The sequence below is a fragment of the Sorangium sp. KYC3313 genome (assembly GCF_052075895.1).
In the GTDB taxonomy this organism is placed as follows: Bacteria; Myxococcota_A; Polyangia; order Polyangiales; family Polyangiaceae; genus Sorangium; species Sorangium cellulosum_B.
This window is the reverse complement of sequence record NZ_CP197255.1, coordinates 4547885-4565432: the sequence shown is the minus strand read 5'-3', so window position 1 is coordinate 4565432 and position 17548 is coordinate 4547885. Positions and strand designations below refer to the sequence as shown.

The window sequence follows — 17548 nt, the reverse complement described above, 5'->3', positions numbered from 1 at the left end:
CTTCGACATTTATAGTCGAGAAGGATGGCGAACAAGGAATTTTCTCGGAGGACGAGGATTCCGAATCATCGATCTTTTCGACTGAGCCATCAACCCATCCTCATCAATCTGCAATTGAACCCCGATACCCACAAAGGGGGCCTCGTCATTCAAGAAGTCAATTTCGCTATCGAAGCCTATTATCGGTGGCTCTGATAGGGCCTGGATTGCTCGGCTCGTCGCTTCTGGTTAAACCGTGGTGGGCTATGCCCACTATAGTCATAGTCATTTATCTCGCGTTCGTTGGTCTCAAAGGCATACTCGCAAGCCAGTTGGCGCCGTTGTCAAAGTGGCTGGCAGGCGCAATTGTTAGCTCTGCAGCAGTCGTCACTGTCTGCGCAGCATGGATCGCGGCCAACAGTGTGGCGCTCTGTCGGAACCTCAACTTTAGCCCGCTTATTGTTCGCATCAGTCCAGTCACAATCAATAAGCCTCCCACCGTATTCACGTCTATACCAGACATCACAGGACCGCCGCCAGATCCATCGACAAAGCCTCCGCTGGTACCGCCGTTGACCACTTCAGTTCCGTCAGTTGCACGTCCTGTGTCCCCACAACCAGCCGATATATATCCACCTTTAACGTCTGGTAGCATGCCCACCGCCGAGATGGCTCGCATCGACTTCGAACGACAGGCCCGAGAGCGGCTTGACGCTTGCAAACGTACCTACGGTGACGATTTGACCGGAATCACACATGCCATTGCGGATGTGAGTGTTTCTCCACCCAACGTTAACCATGGTGCGAAGGTCATTTATGTAACCGGCGAACGGGACCGAGCCCTACGTGTGGGAAACTGCTTTGAAGCCCAGGTTACAGCCCTGAAGGTTCTGTCATTTCAAGGAAGCCCCTTCAAAATCAAATTCCAATTTTAGCATCGCGCCTCTTTGTGCGATACCTACCTCCACGATCTGAAACCGCACGGATACGGGTTGTGATGGCGGCTAGGAGGAGCGGGCGCGCGGGGAAACTTAGGCGTCCGGCCAAGCGCATCGTGACGGCCCGTTCGGCGATTTAGGAGAGGTGCTCCTCGGTGAGGACGCGGCGCTTCCCAGCTCGGTCGCTCATCGCCGCCACCTCCGGAGCTTGAGGGCGAGCGCCTCCCGGGCGATGCGGAGCCGGCTGGCGCCGTGTGCGGGCTCATGCCGCGCTGCCGGGCGTACGCCGAAGCGCCGCCGTGGGCAGCGCGCGGCCTAGTCCCAGGTCCGCCAAACCCTCCGCGACCGGATCCGGCGCTCCGGACCCTTGCCGGCTGCGATATCAGCGAGGACTTCGCCGGGGGAGCGACGCTCGCGCATCGCGATCACAGCGATGATCCGGGTGAGGGGGACGCTCCGGTCGGTCCTGGCGGGAAGCAGGCCGTCGTCCACCCACCCCATGGCTTCGAGGTAGCGGTCGATCTGCGCCGGCGTGATCGAGTGCGTGACGGGCTTCCCGGGTACGGTCACGCGGATGCGGCGCTGCGGGTCGCGATGCTTCATCGGCGCCACCTCTTGAGCCGCAAGGCCAGCGCCTCGCGGGCGATGCGGAGCCGGCTCGCCGCGGTGCTCTGGTTCATCCCGCGCCGCTTGGCGTACGCGGCGAGCGACTCCGGGTCATCGACAGAGAGCAGCGCCTCGACTTGCCACGGCGGGAGCTCGGTCATCGCCTCCAGCACCTGCCGCGCGGCGACTTGCGCCTCCAGACTCGGGCCGACCGGCTCGTGCAGGAACCCGAGCGGCGACGGGTGGAGCACGGCGCGGCGCACGTACGCGCTGTTGACGTAGTGCGAGGCGAGGCGCCACGCGATGCCGTGGAGCCACTTCCTCAGCGCGTCACGGGGCGTGTCCCGTGGGTCGGGACGGTAGAGCCCCCGACGGACGGCGTTCCAGGCGTTGAGCAACACCTCGGCCTCCACGTCGGCACGGTCGCGCTTCGGGATGCCGGCGAGCGTCGCCAGGACGATGCCGCGCTCGGCGAGGATCGCCTGCATCGTCGGCTTCTTCCGGGGGTGTCGAGCGGCAGGCGGGCGGCGAGCCCCCTTCCGCCGGGGCTTCACCCGGACCTCCCGCACGTGGGGCATCGGTCCGCCGCGGTGAGCCCGCCGAGGAGGCGCTCGATGGTGAGGCCGGCGACCTTGGCGGCGCGCTGCGCGGTCGCGGGGGAGCCGGGGTTGCGGCCGTTGGCGATCGCCTCGACGCTCGTGACGGACACGCCCATCACTTCGGCGAGGCAGGCCCACGATCCGTACGCGGCGCGCAGGTTCTTCAGCGCGGCACGGAGGCGCTTGCGCTGCGTGTGGGTCAGGGAGAGGCAGGGGATCGAGCGGCGGCGGCGCTTGGGCGCACGTTCGCCTTGCCCACCGTCCGGGGGGATCAAGTACAGTTGCACTGTCGGGACCTCGCGCTGTGAGGTTTCGGCCACGACCCCCGGAGCGTTGGCGCGCTCGCGGGGGTCACTTGCGCCGAACTTAGCCGCTCACGCGAGGCCCGAGGTCAAACGAGGCCAGTCTTCTCCAAAGAAGGCCACCACCGAGCGCGCTCCCCCACAACCACAACGCGTCCTGGTCCCCCGGCGAGCGCGCTCCCCCACAACCACAACGCGTCCTGGTCCCCCGGCGAGCGCGCTCCCCCACAACCACAACGCGTCCTGGTCCATCGCGAGCGCGCTCGCCTGCCACCACAACGCGTCGTGGTCCGCGGAGTTGTATCCTGTGAATACCGCTCGGCTTTTCAAGAGAACGCAAGCCAGATCACGATCGTGGGCTCACCTCACGCCGGATCGGCCAGCGGCTCCTCTTCCGCCGCCTCCACCGGCGCCGCGGGCGCCTCCTCGGCATCCCTGGCCTCGCCGCTCGATCCAGCCGGCCGCGACTCCCACGCCGCGAGCGGCGCGAGCAGCGCCGCGCTGACCTCCTCGCTGCCGGGGACGTCCGGGTCCGCGTGCGCGGCGACCCGGGCGGCATAGTCGCGGAGGGCGGCGAGCGTCGCCAGGAACGCGGCGCGCACGTCGCCCGTCGGAGCGCTCTCGGGCTTCGGCGCGGTGATGTGCAGGGCCCGACCATAGGCCTCGTGCGCCTCCTCCAGGTGAGCGAGGTAGCCTTCTCCGCCCAGCTTCTTGAACGTCCTGTCGTGCCGCGCGCTCCGGATCGCGTCGAGGCGCGCCTTCGACTCCTTCCATTCGAGCTTGTACGGGAGCCGGGTGAAGGAGAGGCCGTCCGGATAAAGGAGCTTGAAGAGCTCCTTCGCGTCATCGAGGCTCGGGTTCCGCTCCGGCGGGAGCTTGCACCAGCCTCCGAGCCAGTCGAACGTCGCGCTCCACGCGTTGTCGAGCATGCGATCGGCCTTCGGCTTGGTCTTCGTCTCGACCGGATCGCCCCCCTGCGGCCGGGTGAGCGCCTCGAGCACGGCCACCGCGGCGACGAGCCGTCCCTTCGATCGCCCGATCGCCTCGGGGAGCTTCTTCGGCTTGAGCCGCTTCTCCCTCGCGTCAGCCACCGTGATGAGCTCCGTGGCGAGCACGACCGACTCGGCGGCGTTGAGGCGCGGGAGGGCGACGAGATCCTGGGAGGTGAATGAACGAGCCATGGTGAACTCCTTCCCTGAGACGGCACAGTCGATTGTGCCGGGGCGAACGCCATGGCAAGAATGGAGCCGCGCGCGACCCCAGGGGTTCGCGCTCTCCAGCGCGCTGTAGATGCTACTGGCCGGCCAGATCAGGCCTGGCGTGGCCGGCCAGGCCTGACCTGGCCGGCCACGCCGCGCGCCAGCGCGCAGGCCGTCACCAGCGCGCCGCGCCGACCTCTCCGCTGCCGCTCTCCGGAGAGCGCGCTCCCCGGGCGCGCCCCCTGCCCTTCAGAACGAGGCATCCAGCTGGAGCCGACCGACGTGGCGGGCGTCGGCGCCTTCCTTGCCGAAGATGTAGAAATAATCGCCCTGGATCTTCAGCGCATAGCCGTTCAGGTACACATTGAGCCCGCCGCCGACCTGCTTGCCCTGCGCGTCGACGAGACCGACGAGCTTCGGATCGGTGCCGCGCTCCGCGAAGATCTGGTCCCAGCGCGCGGCGACCTCGACCCGGTCGGTCAGCAGGTAGCCCGCCTGGGCGAAGTAGCCGTAACCCGACCGGGTCCACTCCCGCACGGCCGCGCCGTCGGCCTCGCCCTCGAAGGAATCCCGCTCGGCGTGGCGCACGACGGCCTCGGCCGAGAGCGAGAAGCCGGCGTATTTGAAGACGAGATCGGCCGCGCCGTGCAGGTAGTCGGCCGCCCCGAGCGTGAGGGTCGTGCCAAAGGTGCTGTTCTGGCGGTTGGTCTGGTGGTTGTAGGCGCCCGTGACGCCCACCGCGAGCCGGGGCTTCGCCTCGCGCGCGAGGTCGGCGTCCTGGTCGTCGTCGAACGCGCCGAACGGGCGGACGGCGAGCCGCGCCACCGCGAGCGGACCGTGCTTCTGGCCGCCGAAGCGATTGCGCCCCTCGCCGCCGCCGACGAAGAGGTTGTACGACAGCTTACCTCCGAAGCCGAAGAGATCGGGCGACGAGAACATCAGGCCGACGTCGCGATCGAGGTTGAACTCGCGGACGGCGATCGGGCGCTCGGTCTGCTGGAGGGAGGGCTCGCGCAGGGTCCGCGCCCGGTTGAACGGGGTGAGGAACTGGCCGACACGCACGTTGAGATCGCGGATCCCGGTGTACTCGACGAAGGCGTCGAGGATGGGAGAGGGGCTGTCCTTCTCGAAATCGTTGCCGCCGAAGGCGAGCTGCACGTTGTACTTGAGATCGGGCGAGAGGATATGCCCGCTCGTCGTGAGGCGCACCGTCCTCACGTTGATCTCGTGCGTATCGTCCTCTTCCGTGTGCGTGATGGTCTCGCGGAGCTGCACGCGGGCCCGGATCGTGGACGAGAACTTGTCGTCCGCCGTCTTGACGGTGAAGCCCTTTCCAGGAGCCGCCGTCACCTTGACGCCGCTGCCCTTGTCCTTCGCCGCGCTGGCCCGCTCCTCGGCGGCCGCCTTGCGCTCGGCCTCGAGGCGCTCGATCAGCGCGCGCTGCTGCTGCTCGAGCTCCGCGACCCGGCGGCTCAGCGGCTCGACGCCGGCCGCCGCCCCGGTCTCCTGCGGCGCGAGGGCCGGAAGCGGCGCCGGGGCCTGGGGCGGCGCCGGGGCCTGGGGCGGCGCCGCGGGCTGCTGAGCGGACGCCTGGGAGGGGAGCGCGGCGGCGACGAGCGAGAGCGCCGCTGCCGCGCGGACCATGTGCGACTTCTTTCCGTTGATCGATTTCAAGCGCGTTGTTCCTCGAATCAAACCAGCTGCTGACAGCGCACGGCGCTCTACGCGCGGCGCGCACGGCCAACACCGGCCGCCGGCGCAAAGGCACACCACGCCCTCGCTGGCGGCGGACCATCGCCCCCCGGCCTGCGCTCCGCGTCCCACGCACGAAACGCAGACGAGAGGCCGCGGTCAGGAGCACCCGGCTGGGCAGCAGCGACGCCAGCAGGGAACCACCGAATGTGTCATCCAATATAACGGACGAAGATCTCTGTCAAGAGATGGATCGCGCCCACAAGAATCCCTGAATGCTGGCTCCCTCACCATCCAAGGGGCCCTGGAACATCCGCCATACCGGACACCCGGAGCGGGCGGCGCGTCCGGATCGGGGAGGGCGCCGGATCGCGCGAAAGGGTTCCAACCGACCGCGAGGCAACTAAGATGGCCCGACGCACGCGCGAGGCGCTCCGCTCGGGGCCCCGCCGCGAGGCGTAGGGATCTCATGAGCCAGAACCCGGACCGCAGCGATCCGCTCAACATCGCCGGCAGCCTGATCGCCGACAAGTACAGGATCGAGCACGCCGTGGGCGAGGGCGGCTTCAGCGTCGTCTACAGGGCCGAGCACGTCATCTGGAAGCAGCCCGTCGCCGTCAAGTGCTTCACCCTCCTCGGGGGCGCGCCGGCCGAGCAGCGGGAGCAGCTGCTCCAGGCGTTCATCCAGGAGGGCAAGCTCATGACCGAGCTCTCCAGCCGCTCGGCCGCGATCGTCCAGGCCCGCGACATCGGCACGTTCAACGCGCCGGACGGGCAGTGGCTGCCCTACATGGTCCTCGAGTGGCTCGACGGCAGGCCGCTCGATCGGGTCCTCTTCGACGAGACGAGCGAGGGCGCGCCGGCGCGCGACCTGCGCGCGACGATGGCGCTGCTCGAGTCGGCCGCGATCGCGCTCGATCTCGTGCACTCGCGGAGCATCGCGCACCGCGACATCAAGCCGGCGAACCTGTTCGTCATCGGCCAGCCGCGCGACGCCTCGACGTTCGTGAAGGTGCTCGATTTCGGCATCGCCAAGGTGATGGCCGACCACGCGGCGGCGGCGACGGCGCTCGCCCACACGGGCAAGGACATCACCGCGTTCACGCCGAGCTACGGCGCCCCCGAGCAGTTCAGCCGCACCCACGGCGCGACCGGGCCCTGGACCGACGTCTTCGCGATGGCGCTCATCATGATCGAGGTGATGCTCGGCGGAGCGCCGGCGCTGCAAGGCGACGACTACCTCCAGCTCGCGGTCGCGAGCCGCGATCCGTCGCGCCGGCCGACCCCGCGGACGCTCGGCCTCACGGTCAGCGACGAGGTCGAGGCGGTCTTCGCGAAGGCGCTCGCCGTCGCGCCGGCGGACCGCTTCCCCACCATGGGCCGCTTCTGGTCGGCGCTGCACCGGGCGGTCTTCCCCGAGGACCCGGCCTGGGCGCTCTCCGCGGGCGGCGGCTCGCTCGCGCCCCCGTCCGGCGCGCCGTCGCCCCGCGCGTCCGCGCCGCGGCTCCCGTCCGCGCCGCGGATCTCGCTGCAGGCGCAGACCGCGCCGACGATGGCGGCGCCCTCCACGGCCCCGGGGCCGCCGCCCACGCCGACGTCGCAGCCGGTCGCCGTGGGCGGCTCGAGCGCCGCGGGCGGCGCGGCGGCGCCGAGGTCGAAGGGCGCGCTGCTCTTCGGCGGCGTCGCGCTCGCGCTCGCGGCCGGCGGCGCGATCACCTGGAGCCTGGTGCGCGGCGCGCCGCCCGCGGAAGAGGCGTCGCGGAGCGCCCCGGTCGCCACAGCGTCCGCCACCGCGGCGGCGCCGGCGGTGAGCGCCACGGCCGCGGCGGCCTCGCTCCCCGAGCGGCGGACCGAGTGCCCTGCAGGCATGGTGCTCGTCCCGGGCGGCAAGTTCTTCATGGGCTCCGACGAGCCGGAGTTCAAGCTGTGGCAGCCCGCGCACAAGGTGACGATCGACACGTTCTGCATCGACGTCCACGAGGTGACCGCGGGCGACTACAAGGCGTGCTCGGACAAGGGAGAGTGCAAGCGGCCCCCGGCCACGCCCGACTTCCCGAACACGAGCGGCGCGCCCGCCGCCGCGCACCAGAAGACGCTGGCGGTCCTCGCCGAGCAGTGCACCTTCGGCAAGCCCGAGCTCGCGAAGCACCCGATCAACTGCCTGCCGTGGGGCCTCGCGAACGCCTACTGCGAGGTCCACGGCAAGCGCCTGCCGACCGAGGCGGAGTGGGAGTACGCGGCGCGCGGCTCCGACGGGCGCAAATTCCCCTGGGGCGACAAGCCCGGCGACCAGACCTTCATGAACGCGTGCGGCACCGAGTGCACGGCGTGGGAGAAGGCGCGCGGCCTCACGCCGAGCGAGCGCATGTACGAGGCCGACGACGGCTTCTCCGGCACGGCGCCGGTCGGCTCGTTCCCGAACGGCAGGACGCGGTTCGGGGCCGACGACGTGGTCGGCAACGTGTGGGAGTGGACCGCGGACTGGTTCGAGACCTACAAGGACGAGGAGCAGGTGAACCCGAAGGGGGCGCCGGCCGGCGATCGCAAGGCGATCCGGGGCGGCGCCTACAACGGCGGCTTCGCGCTCTGGCTCAACCCGGCGTTCCGCTACCACCAGCTCGCGGCGGCGAGCGCGCCGGGCATCGGCTTCCGCTGCGCCGCGCGCCTGTAGCCGTGCCGGTCCCCACGTCGCAGCTCGCGAACCCCTCCATCGCCGGCCCGCTCGGCACGCTGGCGTTCTCGCAGGTGCGCCCGCTGAGCTCGTCGCTCGCGCTGCGCGCGATCCGGTGGCACCAGAGCCTGGAGCGGCTCGGGGTGGTCCTGCCGTTCGCGCTGGTGCACGACGCGGGCCTGCTCTTCTCGACGCCGCGCGAGCAGCTGGAGCTCGGGCCGCGCTGCGATCCGAAGGAGCTCGCGGGCCGGCTCCGGGACGCGGAGCGCATCGTGGAGGGGTACCGGGCGGTGCTCCGGGAGCTCGCGGAGAGCGAGGCCGCGCGGTGCGCGGCGCAGCTCCGGATGAGCGACGACCTGATCACGGTCGTGCTGTCGCGCCTCTTCGGCGCGGTCGCGGCGCGGACCCACACGCCGCCGGCCTACCGCGCGATGCTGCCCGCGGACGCGGCGCTCTTCGAGGGGATCGAGCCGCAGCTCCGCGGGCTGTTCCTGTCGGCGCGGCGCGAGTTCGAGCAGCGGGCGCTGGAGGCGCTCGACGTCTCCCGGCTGTACGTGCTCACGATGTCGGACGCGCTCGACATCGAGACGCTGCGCCTGTTCGGCATGCTGGGCTCGGAGGCGTCGGCCGGGGCGCTCGCCCAGGTCGACCTGCTCGCGGCGCTCTCATCGCCGGAGGCGAACGACATCGTGAATTTCTCGCTGGAGATCCTGCCGAGCGTGCTCGAGACGAAGACGCGCCCGGCCGCGGGCACGACGGCGGCGCACGGCTACTCGGGGCTGGGCACGCGCGGCTCGATCGATAGCATGGTGCTGACCGAGCTCGCGTGGGACGACATGGAGCTGGCGCGCCGCATCGCGGACAACGAGGTGCTGTATTTCGCGCGCGAGCAGAGCCGGGACGAGCAGCGGCGCATCCACTACCTGCTCATCGACGCGTCGGCGTCGATGCGCGGCGATCGCCAGACGTTCGCCCGGGGGATGGCGATCGCGACGGGCAAGCGGCTGTTGCTGGAGGGCGAGGACGTGGCGTTCCGCTTCTTCGACGCGCGGCTGTACGAGCTCTACCGGGCGAAGAACGGGCAGCTGCCGACGGCGCACCTCCTGTCGTTCAAGGGGGAGCGGGGCAGGAACCCGGCGCGCGTGTTCGCGGAGCTCGCGACGGATCTCGATCTGACGCGGCACCACGATCCGCGCACGCCGGTGGTGCACCTCTTCACGCACGCGGCGCTCTACATCCCGCGGGAGATGGTGCAGGCGGTGCAGAGCCACGCGCACATCTCGGCGGTGTTCATGCTGCCTTCCGGGGGGGAGCTGGACCTCGAGTACCTGGATCTGCTGGATGCACACTGGGTGGTGGACCACGCGACGGTGGCGAGTGGGGCGGCTCGGGCTAGTGCGGCCAAGGCGATCCTTGGGGAGAAAGACCGGCAAGACCGGCAGGACCGGCCCGAGGAGGGAGGTTCTGCCGCACGGCGCCTGGGGGCCCCGCCGAACTCGCACGTGGCCTGAGCCTTGCCCGCTGGGCAAGGCTCAGGCCACGTGCTCAGACATCGGCCCATCCCCCAGGCGCCGTGCGGCAGAACCTCCCTCCTCGGGCCTACGGAAATAGATGGGGAGATGGGGAGATGGGGAGATGGGGAACGGGCCATCCCCCAGGCGCCGTGCGGCAGAACCTCCCTCCTCGGGCCTACGGAAATAGATGGGGAGATGGGGAGCGGCAGTTCCTTCAGTGATGCGCGATCAAGCCCCGCATCTCGAACGGGTTCACCTCGTACTCCTCCTCGGTAATGAAGTCGTCGATGCCGAGCCACTCCGCCAGAGGCCGGCATTCATCCACCTTCCATGGGGCCACGAGCGCAGCGATCTCCTCGGGCGTGCGCGGGTAGACCTTGACCCCGGCGAGGGATCCGGCGCTGCTCAGCTGGCCCGCCGCGGCGGCGCCGCGCGACATGACGAAGCTGAGCGACAGCACGCTGCCAGGGGCGCAGAACGCGTGCAGCTTCTGCAGGATGTCGCGCGAGCTCTCATCGTCCATCAGGTAGAAGATGCCGATGCCTCCGACCGCGATGCGGCGCTCCGCGCCGAAGAACTGCGCAGCCGCCGCGAGCAACGGCGACGGGTCTCGCAGATCGGCCTGGATGTAGCGCATGTTCTGCTTGTCAGCCAGGATCTGCTCGCCGTAGATCACGCTCACCGGGTCGACGTCCGAAAACAGGATGCGCGCATCAGGCAGGTAGTCGTTGAGATGGCCCTGCGTCGGTAGCCCCGAGGCGAGATCGAGCACGTTCGTGATACCCGCCTCGGACCATCGCTGCCCCACGAGCTGGATGAACCAGCGGTTGAGCTTCGCAACTTTCGGATAGGTGGGTACGAGCTTCAGGATCGCCCTGGCAGCGACGCGATCCACCTCGTAGTTGTGGTGCCCTCCAAGAACGTAGTCGTAAACCCGACCGACGTGCGGCTTGGTCGTGTCAATCTCCATGGTTTCCTCCCAGCGTGAGCTCACGGTGCGCTCGTCAACGGCCGCGATGCAAGCGAGCAGCCCCTCGCTGCGGGGTCGGACTGCCACACACCTCGAGCCCCTCCCGCCGCAGCGCGTAGAGGATGCCGCTTTGAAGATTGGCCAGGACCACGATGCCCGCGAGGTGAGCGTCCTGATCGCTCAGCGCGCGGGCTGCCTCAGGGCGGATGCCGACCAGCACCGGGTGGGTGCCGAGGAGGTCGAGCGCGCGCGCGGTGCGCACGAGCGCGTCGACGGCCTCGGCGTCCATCGCCGGCACGCCGGTCACGTCGATGATCGCGGTGCGCGCTTGCCGGTCCACCACCTCGCGCAGCAGGCACTCGGTGATCCTCCCCGCTCGCTCGGTGTCGAGCTTTCCAATGAGCGGCAGCACCAGGATATGATCGTACACGGGCATGATCGGCGTCGAGAGCTCGATGATCACCCGGCGCAGCTCGCGCTCGCGGTTATGGATGGCGCGCTCGAGCGCGAGCTGCATCTCGTCACGCTGGACGCCGACCTCGCGCTTCTCCTGCTCTGCCACCGCGTCGACGAGCAGCGTCAGGTAGTCGTTCACGAACGCCGCCGCGTCCAGCGCTTCGGGCGTGCTTGCGGGCAGACGCGCCAGCACCTCGCGCAAGAGGACGCGGCTCAGCCCGAGGAGAGCTCGCAGCCCGAGCCCCTGCTGCCCGAGCTTTTGCCCGAACGACAGGACGGACGCCGTGTCGCCGGCGGAGGAGAAATGGAACAGCCCGTCGAGGATCTGCTGCGCGACCTGCGGCAATCGAAATGGTGGGAGACCGCTGCGGTTGTGTACGGCGTTGTCCTTGAGCACCTTCGCCGCGCTCTTCGCCAGCGCCTGGCGCTCCGGGCCGATCCAGCTCTGCATAGGAGGTCCTCTTCCTTGGCCTTGGCCGTGTTATGTCGCATGGGTGCTCACGAAGTGGGAGAGCAGACCGCCTTCGGACCGCGCTTGTTGATCTGAGAGCGTGACTGGAGTTGACCTCGGCCCCATGCCGCGATCCACTCACCATGCAGGCGAATGTAGGACATCGCGAGGAACGCGCCCCCGAGATGCGGTCTCACTCCCCCGTGCTGCGTCTCCATAGTATCAGTGTTCTGACGGTCTATGCTCCATGACAAACGCCGCCTGCAGCGGTGCGATCACCGCACATGGTGTGGCCCGCGCCTCGGCGCTCCTGGGCCTGCCGCCGGGCGGCTCCAGCGCGTCCGTGTCGCCTGAACACGCACCCGGCACCACGTTGCCGATGCGTCTCCCCCGCCGCCCCTCGGCGCCAGTTCTGCCCAGAGCGGGGGGCGGCGGAGGGCGACCTCGCCTCGCGCGCCTCGGGATCGTTACGGCGTTCAGCCGTGATACGCCGGCTCGTTGCCGGGCTTCCACTTGATGTTGCAACCGATGCTCGGGCGCTGCTCGGAGGCGACGGGCGCCGAGGAGAGCACCGCGTCGATGGCGGCGCGGAGATCGCGGCCCGTCACGGGGACGTCGTTGCCAGGGCGGCTGTCGTCGAGCTGGCCACGATAGACCAGCCGGCGATCGGGGCCGAAGAGGTAGAAGTCCGGCGTGCACGCGGCCCGGTACGCCCTGGCGACCTGCTGCGCCTCGTCGAGGAGGTAAGGGAACGTGTAGCCGACCTCGCGCGCTTCGCGCGCCATCGCCTCGGCGTTGTCCGCTGGATACGCGACGACATCGTTCGAGTTGATGGCCACGATGGCCACGTCGTCAGCACCATAATCGCGCCTCAGCCGGGCGAGCTCGTGGCGGATGTGCTTGACGAACGGACAATGATTGCAGATGAACATCACGAGGAGCGCCCGCTGCCTCTTGAAATCCGACAGCGCGACCTGCTTGCCTGTGAAGTCGGGCAGCCTGAAGTCGGGCGCCGGGGTGCCCAGCTCAAGCATCGTGGACGGGGTGCGTGCCATGACAGGATTCTCCTCTCGCTGTAACGGCGCGCACCCTACCACGCCGCGGCCCTCGCCGCTGAACACCTCCCCCGCCCCCGCGCCCGCGGCGGCCGTCCTCTGGCTCGCGCGGCTCGCGCTCCCCTGCCCTCTCCATCGCCGGGGCGCGCTCGAGGTCTGAGCGCCTGTCCCGGCAGGGACATGGGGCGCCCGCAGGGCGCGGCGATCACCTCGGGAAGTGGCGCTCGATCATCGAGAAGAACGCCGCCCCGCCCGGCTCGCCGCCGATGCTCCAGTACGTCACCCCGCCGAGCCCACCCCGCTCGGCGACGGCGACCTTCTCCTCGAGCGACGCGAGGTCCTCGAAGAAGAGGCGCTCCCCGCTCGAGAGGAGCCGGTTCGGCGACCTCCCCGCGGCGAGCCGCCCGCCCTCGTCGTCCGGGCACCGGCTCATGTGGTCGGTGCTCGTCTCGTAGCCGTCGCCCGCGAGATCCAGGCACTTGCTGAGCGGCTCGCACCCCACCACGGCTCCCCCGCTCGCCGGCGCCTCCGGCCCGAGGAGACCGTAGTTCGGCAGCCCGAAGATGAACTTCTCGCGGCGCGCGCCGCCGTCGAGCGACCCGATGTACGAGACGGTCTCTTCCAGCCAACCGAGCGGCGCGACCGGGCCCACGTGCGCTCCGCCGTGCCAGTGGTAATCGTAGCTCATCACGTGCACGTGATCCGCCGAGGCGCTCAGCGCCTCGTAGTCGAACACGCCCTTCGCGGACGCGACCGCCGGCACCGCGAGCGAGAGCTCCTTTCCACGCGCGTGGAGGGCGCGCGCGAGCTCGTCGACGAACGCCGAGAAGGCGGCCCGCTCGGCCCGGACGGTCTCGCCCGGCCCGAGGACGGACGAGAGGTGCTCGTAATCGATGTCGATCCCGTCGTAACCGTTCTCCATCACGAGCGCGACGACGCCCGCCACGTGCCGCGCCCGGAGCGCGGGATCGTGGAGCATGGCGTGCACGGCGGCGACGTCGGGCCGGTCGATGGCGGCGATGAGGGGGATGAGCCGGGTCCGCGCGCCGCCGGCCGTCGTGCCGTCGAGGACGCGCCGGTCGTGGAAGCCGGCGAACGGGGCCTCCCGGCCGCGCGGGTGGTTCTCGAAGCTGGTCGGCGAGGCGACGCGCCACCACTTCGGGTGCACGGCGTCGAACGCCCCGGCGTGGGCCGCGAAGGTGTCGTATCCGAGCTCCGTCGACTCGGGATCTCCAAGGAACTCGTGCAGCCACCCGCAGAAGCGGTGATCGCCCGGCGCGCGCGTCGCCTGGCTCGCGCGCCGCGCGCGGGGCGCGGCCGACGCGGAGAGCTCGGCGCTCCCCACCTCGTCGAGCAGCGTCACGCGCTCGGCCGCGCCGCCGCAAGAGACGGAGAACGCGGCGGAGCAGGCGAGCATCAGAGTCTGGTGAAACAGCTTCATATCGGCCGCGCTCTAGCAGCCCGCCGCCGCATCGACCGCCCGGTTCTCACGCTTCCGCGGGCTGGCTCACGCCGAGCCGGCGATGCGCCGTTTGACGGCTACTCCATCCCCGCGCCCCTAAGGAATCCCCTTATTTGCAGCCCTTTTCAGCGGGGAAATTGAACAGGGAGGCGGGGAGACGGGGAGTATTTTGAAGATTTCCCTCCCCGCCTCCCCGTCTCCTTGTGAATTTTCCGAAGAATTCGAGGGGATGCCTCGAGCCCTCGCCCCACACGCCGCCCCCTCGGCCTGGGCCGGTGTACTACGCTCGCTCCCGGCATGACCCAAGGCGTCCGCCCCCTGCACGAGCTCCGCGACGAGGCCCGCTCCGCGCTGGCCAGGAGCGACCTCACGCGCGCGCGCGACGCGCTCTTCAGCGCCCTCCAGCACACCATCGCCCGCGAGGAGGAGTACGTCGCCATGACGGACGAGCTCCGCGACGTGCTGGTCCGGCTGGGCGACGCGCGGAGCGCGCTCACCGTCTCCTGGTACGGCGGCAACGAGCAGAGCCAGCGCCCGCTCATCGCCAAGGTCCCGCACATCGACCGCGCGCGCACCGTGCTCGCCTGGGCCGAGCGCGAGCAGGACCCCGAGCGGCAGAGGCGGCTCTACGGCCGCGCCGCCGACGAGTACGAGGCCGCCGGCCTCGTCGCGCAGGCCGCCATCGCCCGCGAGCGCGGGCAGGACTTCGCCCGCGCCCGCGCCCTCTGGTCGCGCCTCGCCCAGCTGCTCTCCTCGTCGGGCAGCGACCTCTACGCCGCCGGCCTCGCCCGCTTCAACCTCGCCCGCACCTCGCTCCGCACGGGCGACGCCGCGGCGGCGCGCGAGGCCGTCTTCGCCTCCGTCCACCTGCTCGAGGAGGCCGCCGACAGGTACGAGACCATCGGCCAGCGCGAGCGCGCCTTCGACTGCTACCAGGTCCTCATCGCCGTCGGGCGCGAGAGCCGCGCCTTCGAGCACGTCCTCGAGGGCTACGTGAACGTCATCCGCATCCTGCGCGAGGACCACCTGCGCTACTACGCGCTCCAGTCCTACGAGGAGGCCGTCGCCGCGGCCGAGAAGCAGGGCGAGATCTCCGCCGCCGCCACGCTCGCCCGCGAGATGGCCGCGTACGCCCGGAAAGAGGGGCTCGTCGCCGTCGCCAACTTCGCCGTGCTCGCGCAGGCCCGCCTCTGGCAAGAGGTGTCCGCCGTCTCGCAGAAGCGCGCCGCCCCCCCCGAGATCGCCGAGAACGCGCTGCTCGCCGCGGTGATCGCGCTCGGCGAGGCGGGGCAGTACAGCAAGGTGGGCGGCGTCTACCGCGCCCTGACGCAGCTGCCGCTCGAGGAGACCCGGAAGAAGCACTACGCCCGCGCCGGCCGCCGCTACGTGAACGCGCAGGACCTGCCGATCGACGCCGCTCCGCTGCCGGCGCACCTCCGCCACGAGCTCGGCTTCCCCGACGTCTGGCACATCGACCTCGTCGAGTGGGAGCAAGCCGGCAGCGCCGCCCAGGCGTGCGGCGACATCGTGCTCGACCCGGCGCAGTGGTCCGAGGTCACCCGCCGCCGCGCCATGCTCGCCCGGCTCACCGCGCTCGCCGTCGAGGGCGCGACGCCCGAGGCCGCCCCCGCGCAGCAGCTCATCAGCCTCGCGGAGCAGCTCGCGACGGTCGAGCTCTACACGATCCTCTCGCCGCTCGAGCGCCTGTTCCGCCGCGCCGAGCCGAAGATCCGGGTGGCCGTCGTCCGCGCGCTCTCCCACTTCCTCTACAAGCGGACGTTCATCACCATCCGCGACGCGCTCGTGGATCCCGACCCCACCGTGGTCCACGAGGCCGCCCGCGCGCTGGAAGAGCTGCGCTTCGCTCACGCCTTCGATCCGCTCGCCCGCATCTACCGCGAGTCGCAGGCCGCCGCCGTGCGCGCCAGCGCCGTGCGGGCGATCGCGAAGATCGACACCCTCGAGGCCGGCGAGATGCTCCTCGGCATCCTCCAGCACGAGGGCGCCGAGGAGCGCGCCGTGGCCGTCGAGGCGCTCAAGCGCGTGCGCGGCATGAAGTTCGTGGAGCTCGCCCGCGGCTCGCTCTCCGAGCTGACAGGCTCCGCACAGGCGGTGGTGCGAGAGATCCTCCAGAGTCGTGGCCTCAGCCCCTGAGCGCGCCTGCACGACCGCGCGCCCGCCGGCCGTGCCGGGGCTCCACGACGAACCACAACGGCACAGCGCGGGGGTGATCCGCTGTCCGGGCAGCGAGCGCAGACTGCGCCTGGCTCCTCCCCTCTCTCACGCACCAAAAACCGCGCCTCGGACGAGCCTCCGACAAGGAGGACGAGCAACCCCGCGATTGTGCGCTGCGGCAAAGGGATTCCCCTAACGAGTTTGGTTCTCGCGGCGCTTCTGGAGGGGTACACGTCGACATCCAGTCGGGATACCCTGCACGCGCCAATCCAACTCATCCCGAGAGATTCTCGGAGCGCGATGACGTAAGCATGGAAGCGGACGGAGCGCTTGGGGGAGCGCTGGGAAACCGCCGTCCGGGCTCCCGATGGTGCGCTGCTCGACACAGGTCGACTTCTCAGCGCGCCACCGGCGGCTCTTGTCTCGTGCAGGCAGCAGCTGGGCGCCGTGCCGCGGCGCCCAGCTGCCCGCCAGCGCGGCGCCGCTTCAACGGGGCCGGAGCGCGGCCGCGCCCTGGCGCAGGGCGGCCGGCGCTCGGCCCGCGCGGGGGTGCTCAGCTGCGGAGGATCGACTCGAGCGCGGGCGCGATGCGGGCGTAGCGGAACTGGTATCCGAGCTCTTCCGCCCGCCTGGGATAGACGCGCTGCCCGGTGGTGACGATCTCGGCCGCGTCGCCCATCCCCAGCTTCACCACGGCCTCGGGCACGCGGAGCCACGACGGCCGGTGGAGCACCGCGCCGATCGCCTGCGCGACCTCGTCGCCGGTCTGCGCGTGCGGCGCGGTCATGTTGAAGGGGCCGCGCACCGCGTCGTTGTCCAGGGCGAGCAGGGTCATCCCCACGACGTCGTCGCGGTGGATCCACGAGATGACCTGCTTGCCGTCGCCGACCGGCCCGCCCAGGAAGAACCGGAAGGGGGCGATCATCTTGTCGAGCGCGCCGCCGCCCTCGCCGATCACGACGCCGATGCGCAGCTGCACCGAGCGGACGCCGTGCTGCTCCTCGACGGCGCGGGCCGCCTCTTCCCAGCGGACGACGACGTCGGCGAGGAAGCCCTCGCCGGGCGCCGCGTCCTCGTCGAGCACCTTGTCGCCCGGCTGCGGGCCGTAGTAGCCCACGGCGGACGCGCAGAGGAACGCGCTGGGCTTGCGCCTGGCCTTGCCGATCGCCTCGCCCATGAGGCGGGTCGTGTCGACGCGGCTCCTCAGGATCTCGCGCCGCGCCTCCTCGGTCCACCGCTTGACGATGGTCTCGCCCGCGAGGTGGACGACCGCGTCCACGCCGTCGACCTCCTCGAACCACGGCCCCGGGGCGTCCGAGCTCCACGACACGACGCGCGCCCCGGGAAGCGCCGCCTGCGTCCGCGCCACGTCGCGCGTCAGCACCGTGACCCGATCACCCCGCGCGAGCAGCTCCTTCACGAGACCGCGCCCGATAAACCCGCTGCCGCCAGTGACAAGAACCGTCTTCACGCGATCTA

At 70.4% G+C, this 17548-nt stretch carries 13 protein-coding genes; 3 read left to right on the top strand and 10 right to left on the bottom strand.

Features of this window, described 5'->3' with window-relative positions; genetic code table 11:
* Positions 1–1232: 1232 nt before the first annotated feature.
* From ACSRUE_RS17900 to ACSRUE_RS17880, 5 genes are all read right to left on the bottom strand, one after another.
* Positions 1233–1520 carry a hypothetical protein gene (locus ACSRUE_RS17900; protein WP_441292041.1) on the bottom strand — a complete coding sequence of 96 codons (288 nt, stop codon included), beginning with the start codon at positions 1518–1520 and terminating at the stop codon, positions 1233–1235.
* On the bottom strand, positions 1517–2011 hold the full coding sequence (locus ACSRUE_RS17895) for an RNA polymerase sigma factor (RefSeq protein WP_441292040.1): 495 nt from the start codon (positions 2009–2011) through the stop codon (positions 1517–1519). Before ACSRUE_RS17895 ends, ACSRUE_RS17900 begins: the two co-directional genes overlap by 4 nt.
* 62 nt (positions 2012–2073) lie before the next feature.
* Positions 2074–2409: a transcriptional regulator gene (locus ACSRUE_RS17890; protein WP_441292039.1), complete on the bottom strand. Its 336-nt coding sequence runs from the start codon at positions 2407–2409 to the stop codon at positions 2074–2076.
* 380 nt (positions 2410–2789) lie between these two features.
* The gene (locus ACSRUE_RS17885; protein ID WP_441292038.1) at positions 2790–3605 is read right to left on the bottom strand and encodes a hypothetical protein; all 816 of its coding nucleotides are present in this window, start codon (positions 3603–3605) and stop codon (positions 2790–2792) included.
* 267 nt (positions 3606–3872) lie between these two features.
* Positions 3873–5297 (bottom strand): porin, encoded by a 1425-nt coding sequence (locus ACSRUE_RS17880; RefSeq protein WP_441292037.1) that lies wholly within the window; start codon positions 5295–5297, stop codon positions 3873–3875.
* 487 nt (positions 5298–5784) lie between these two features.
* Between ACSRUE_RS17880 and ACSRUE_RS17875 the strand changes: the two genes are divergently transcribed.
* Both ACSRUE_RS17875 and ACSRUE_RS17870 read left to right on the top strand, forming a co-directional pair.
* A complete protein-coding gene (locus ACSRUE_RS17875) occupies positions 5785–7986 on the top strand; it encodes an SUMF1/EgtB/PvdO family nonheme iron enzyme (protein WP_441292036.1) in 2202 nt (733 codons plus the stop codon).
* A gap of 2 nt (positions 7987–7988) precedes the next feature.
* The gene (locus ACSRUE_RS17870) at positions 7989–9497 is read left to right on the top strand and encodes a hypothetical protein (protein WP_441292035.1); all 1509 of its coding nucleotides are present in this window, start codon (positions 7989–7991) and stop codon (positions 9495–9497) included.
* A gap of 217 nt (positions 9498–9714) precedes the next feature.
* Here the strand turns inward: ACSRUE_RS17870 and ACSRUE_RS17865 are convergent, their stop codons facing one another.
* From ACSRUE_RS17865 to ACSRUE_RS17850, 4 genes are all read right to left on the bottom strand, one after another.
* Entirely contained in the window at positions 9715–10470 is a 756-nt protein-coding gene (locus ACSRUE_RS17865) for an SAM-dependent methyltransferase (RefSeq protein WP_441292034.1), read from the bottom strand.
* Between the two features lie 34 nt (positions 10471–10504).
* Positions 10505–11377: an STAS domain-containing protein gene (locus ACSRUE_RS17860; RefSeq protein WP_441292033.1), complete on the bottom strand. Its 873-nt coding sequence runs from the start codon at positions 11375–11377 to the stop codon at positions 10505–10507.
* A gap of 476 nt (positions 11378–11853) precedes the next feature.
* A complete protein-coding gene (locus ACSRUE_RS17855) occupies positions 11854–12432 on the bottom strand; it encodes a thioredoxin family protein (protein WP_441292032.1) in 579 nt (192 codons plus the stop codon).
* Between the two features lie 205 nt (positions 12433–12637).
* Positions 12638–13849 (bottom strand): glycosyl hydrolase family 18 protein, encoded by a 1212-nt coding sequence (locus tag ACSRUE_RS17850; protein WP_441292031.1) that lies wholly within the window; start codon positions 13847–13849, stop codon positions 12638–12640.
* A gap of 342 nt (positions 13850–14191) precedes the next feature.
* Between ACSRUE_RS17850 and ACSRUE_RS17845 the strand changes: the two genes are divergently transcribed.
* Complete coding sequence (locus ACSRUE_RS17845) at positions 14192–16048, top strand: HEAT repeat domain-containing protein (RefSeq protein WP_441292030.1); 1857 nt, start codon at positions 14192–14194, stop codon at positions 16046–16048.
* Positions 16049–16622: 574 nt separating this feature from the next.
* Here ACSRUE_RS17845 and ACSRUE_RS17840 read toward each other — a convergent pair.
* Positions 16623–17540, bottom strand: coding sequence for a TIGR01777 family oxidoreductase (locus ACSRUE_RS17840; RefSeq protein ID WP_441292029.1), 918 nt, complete (start codon positions 17538–17540; stop codon positions 16623–16625).
* Positions 17541–17548 lie beyond the last annotated feature (8 nt).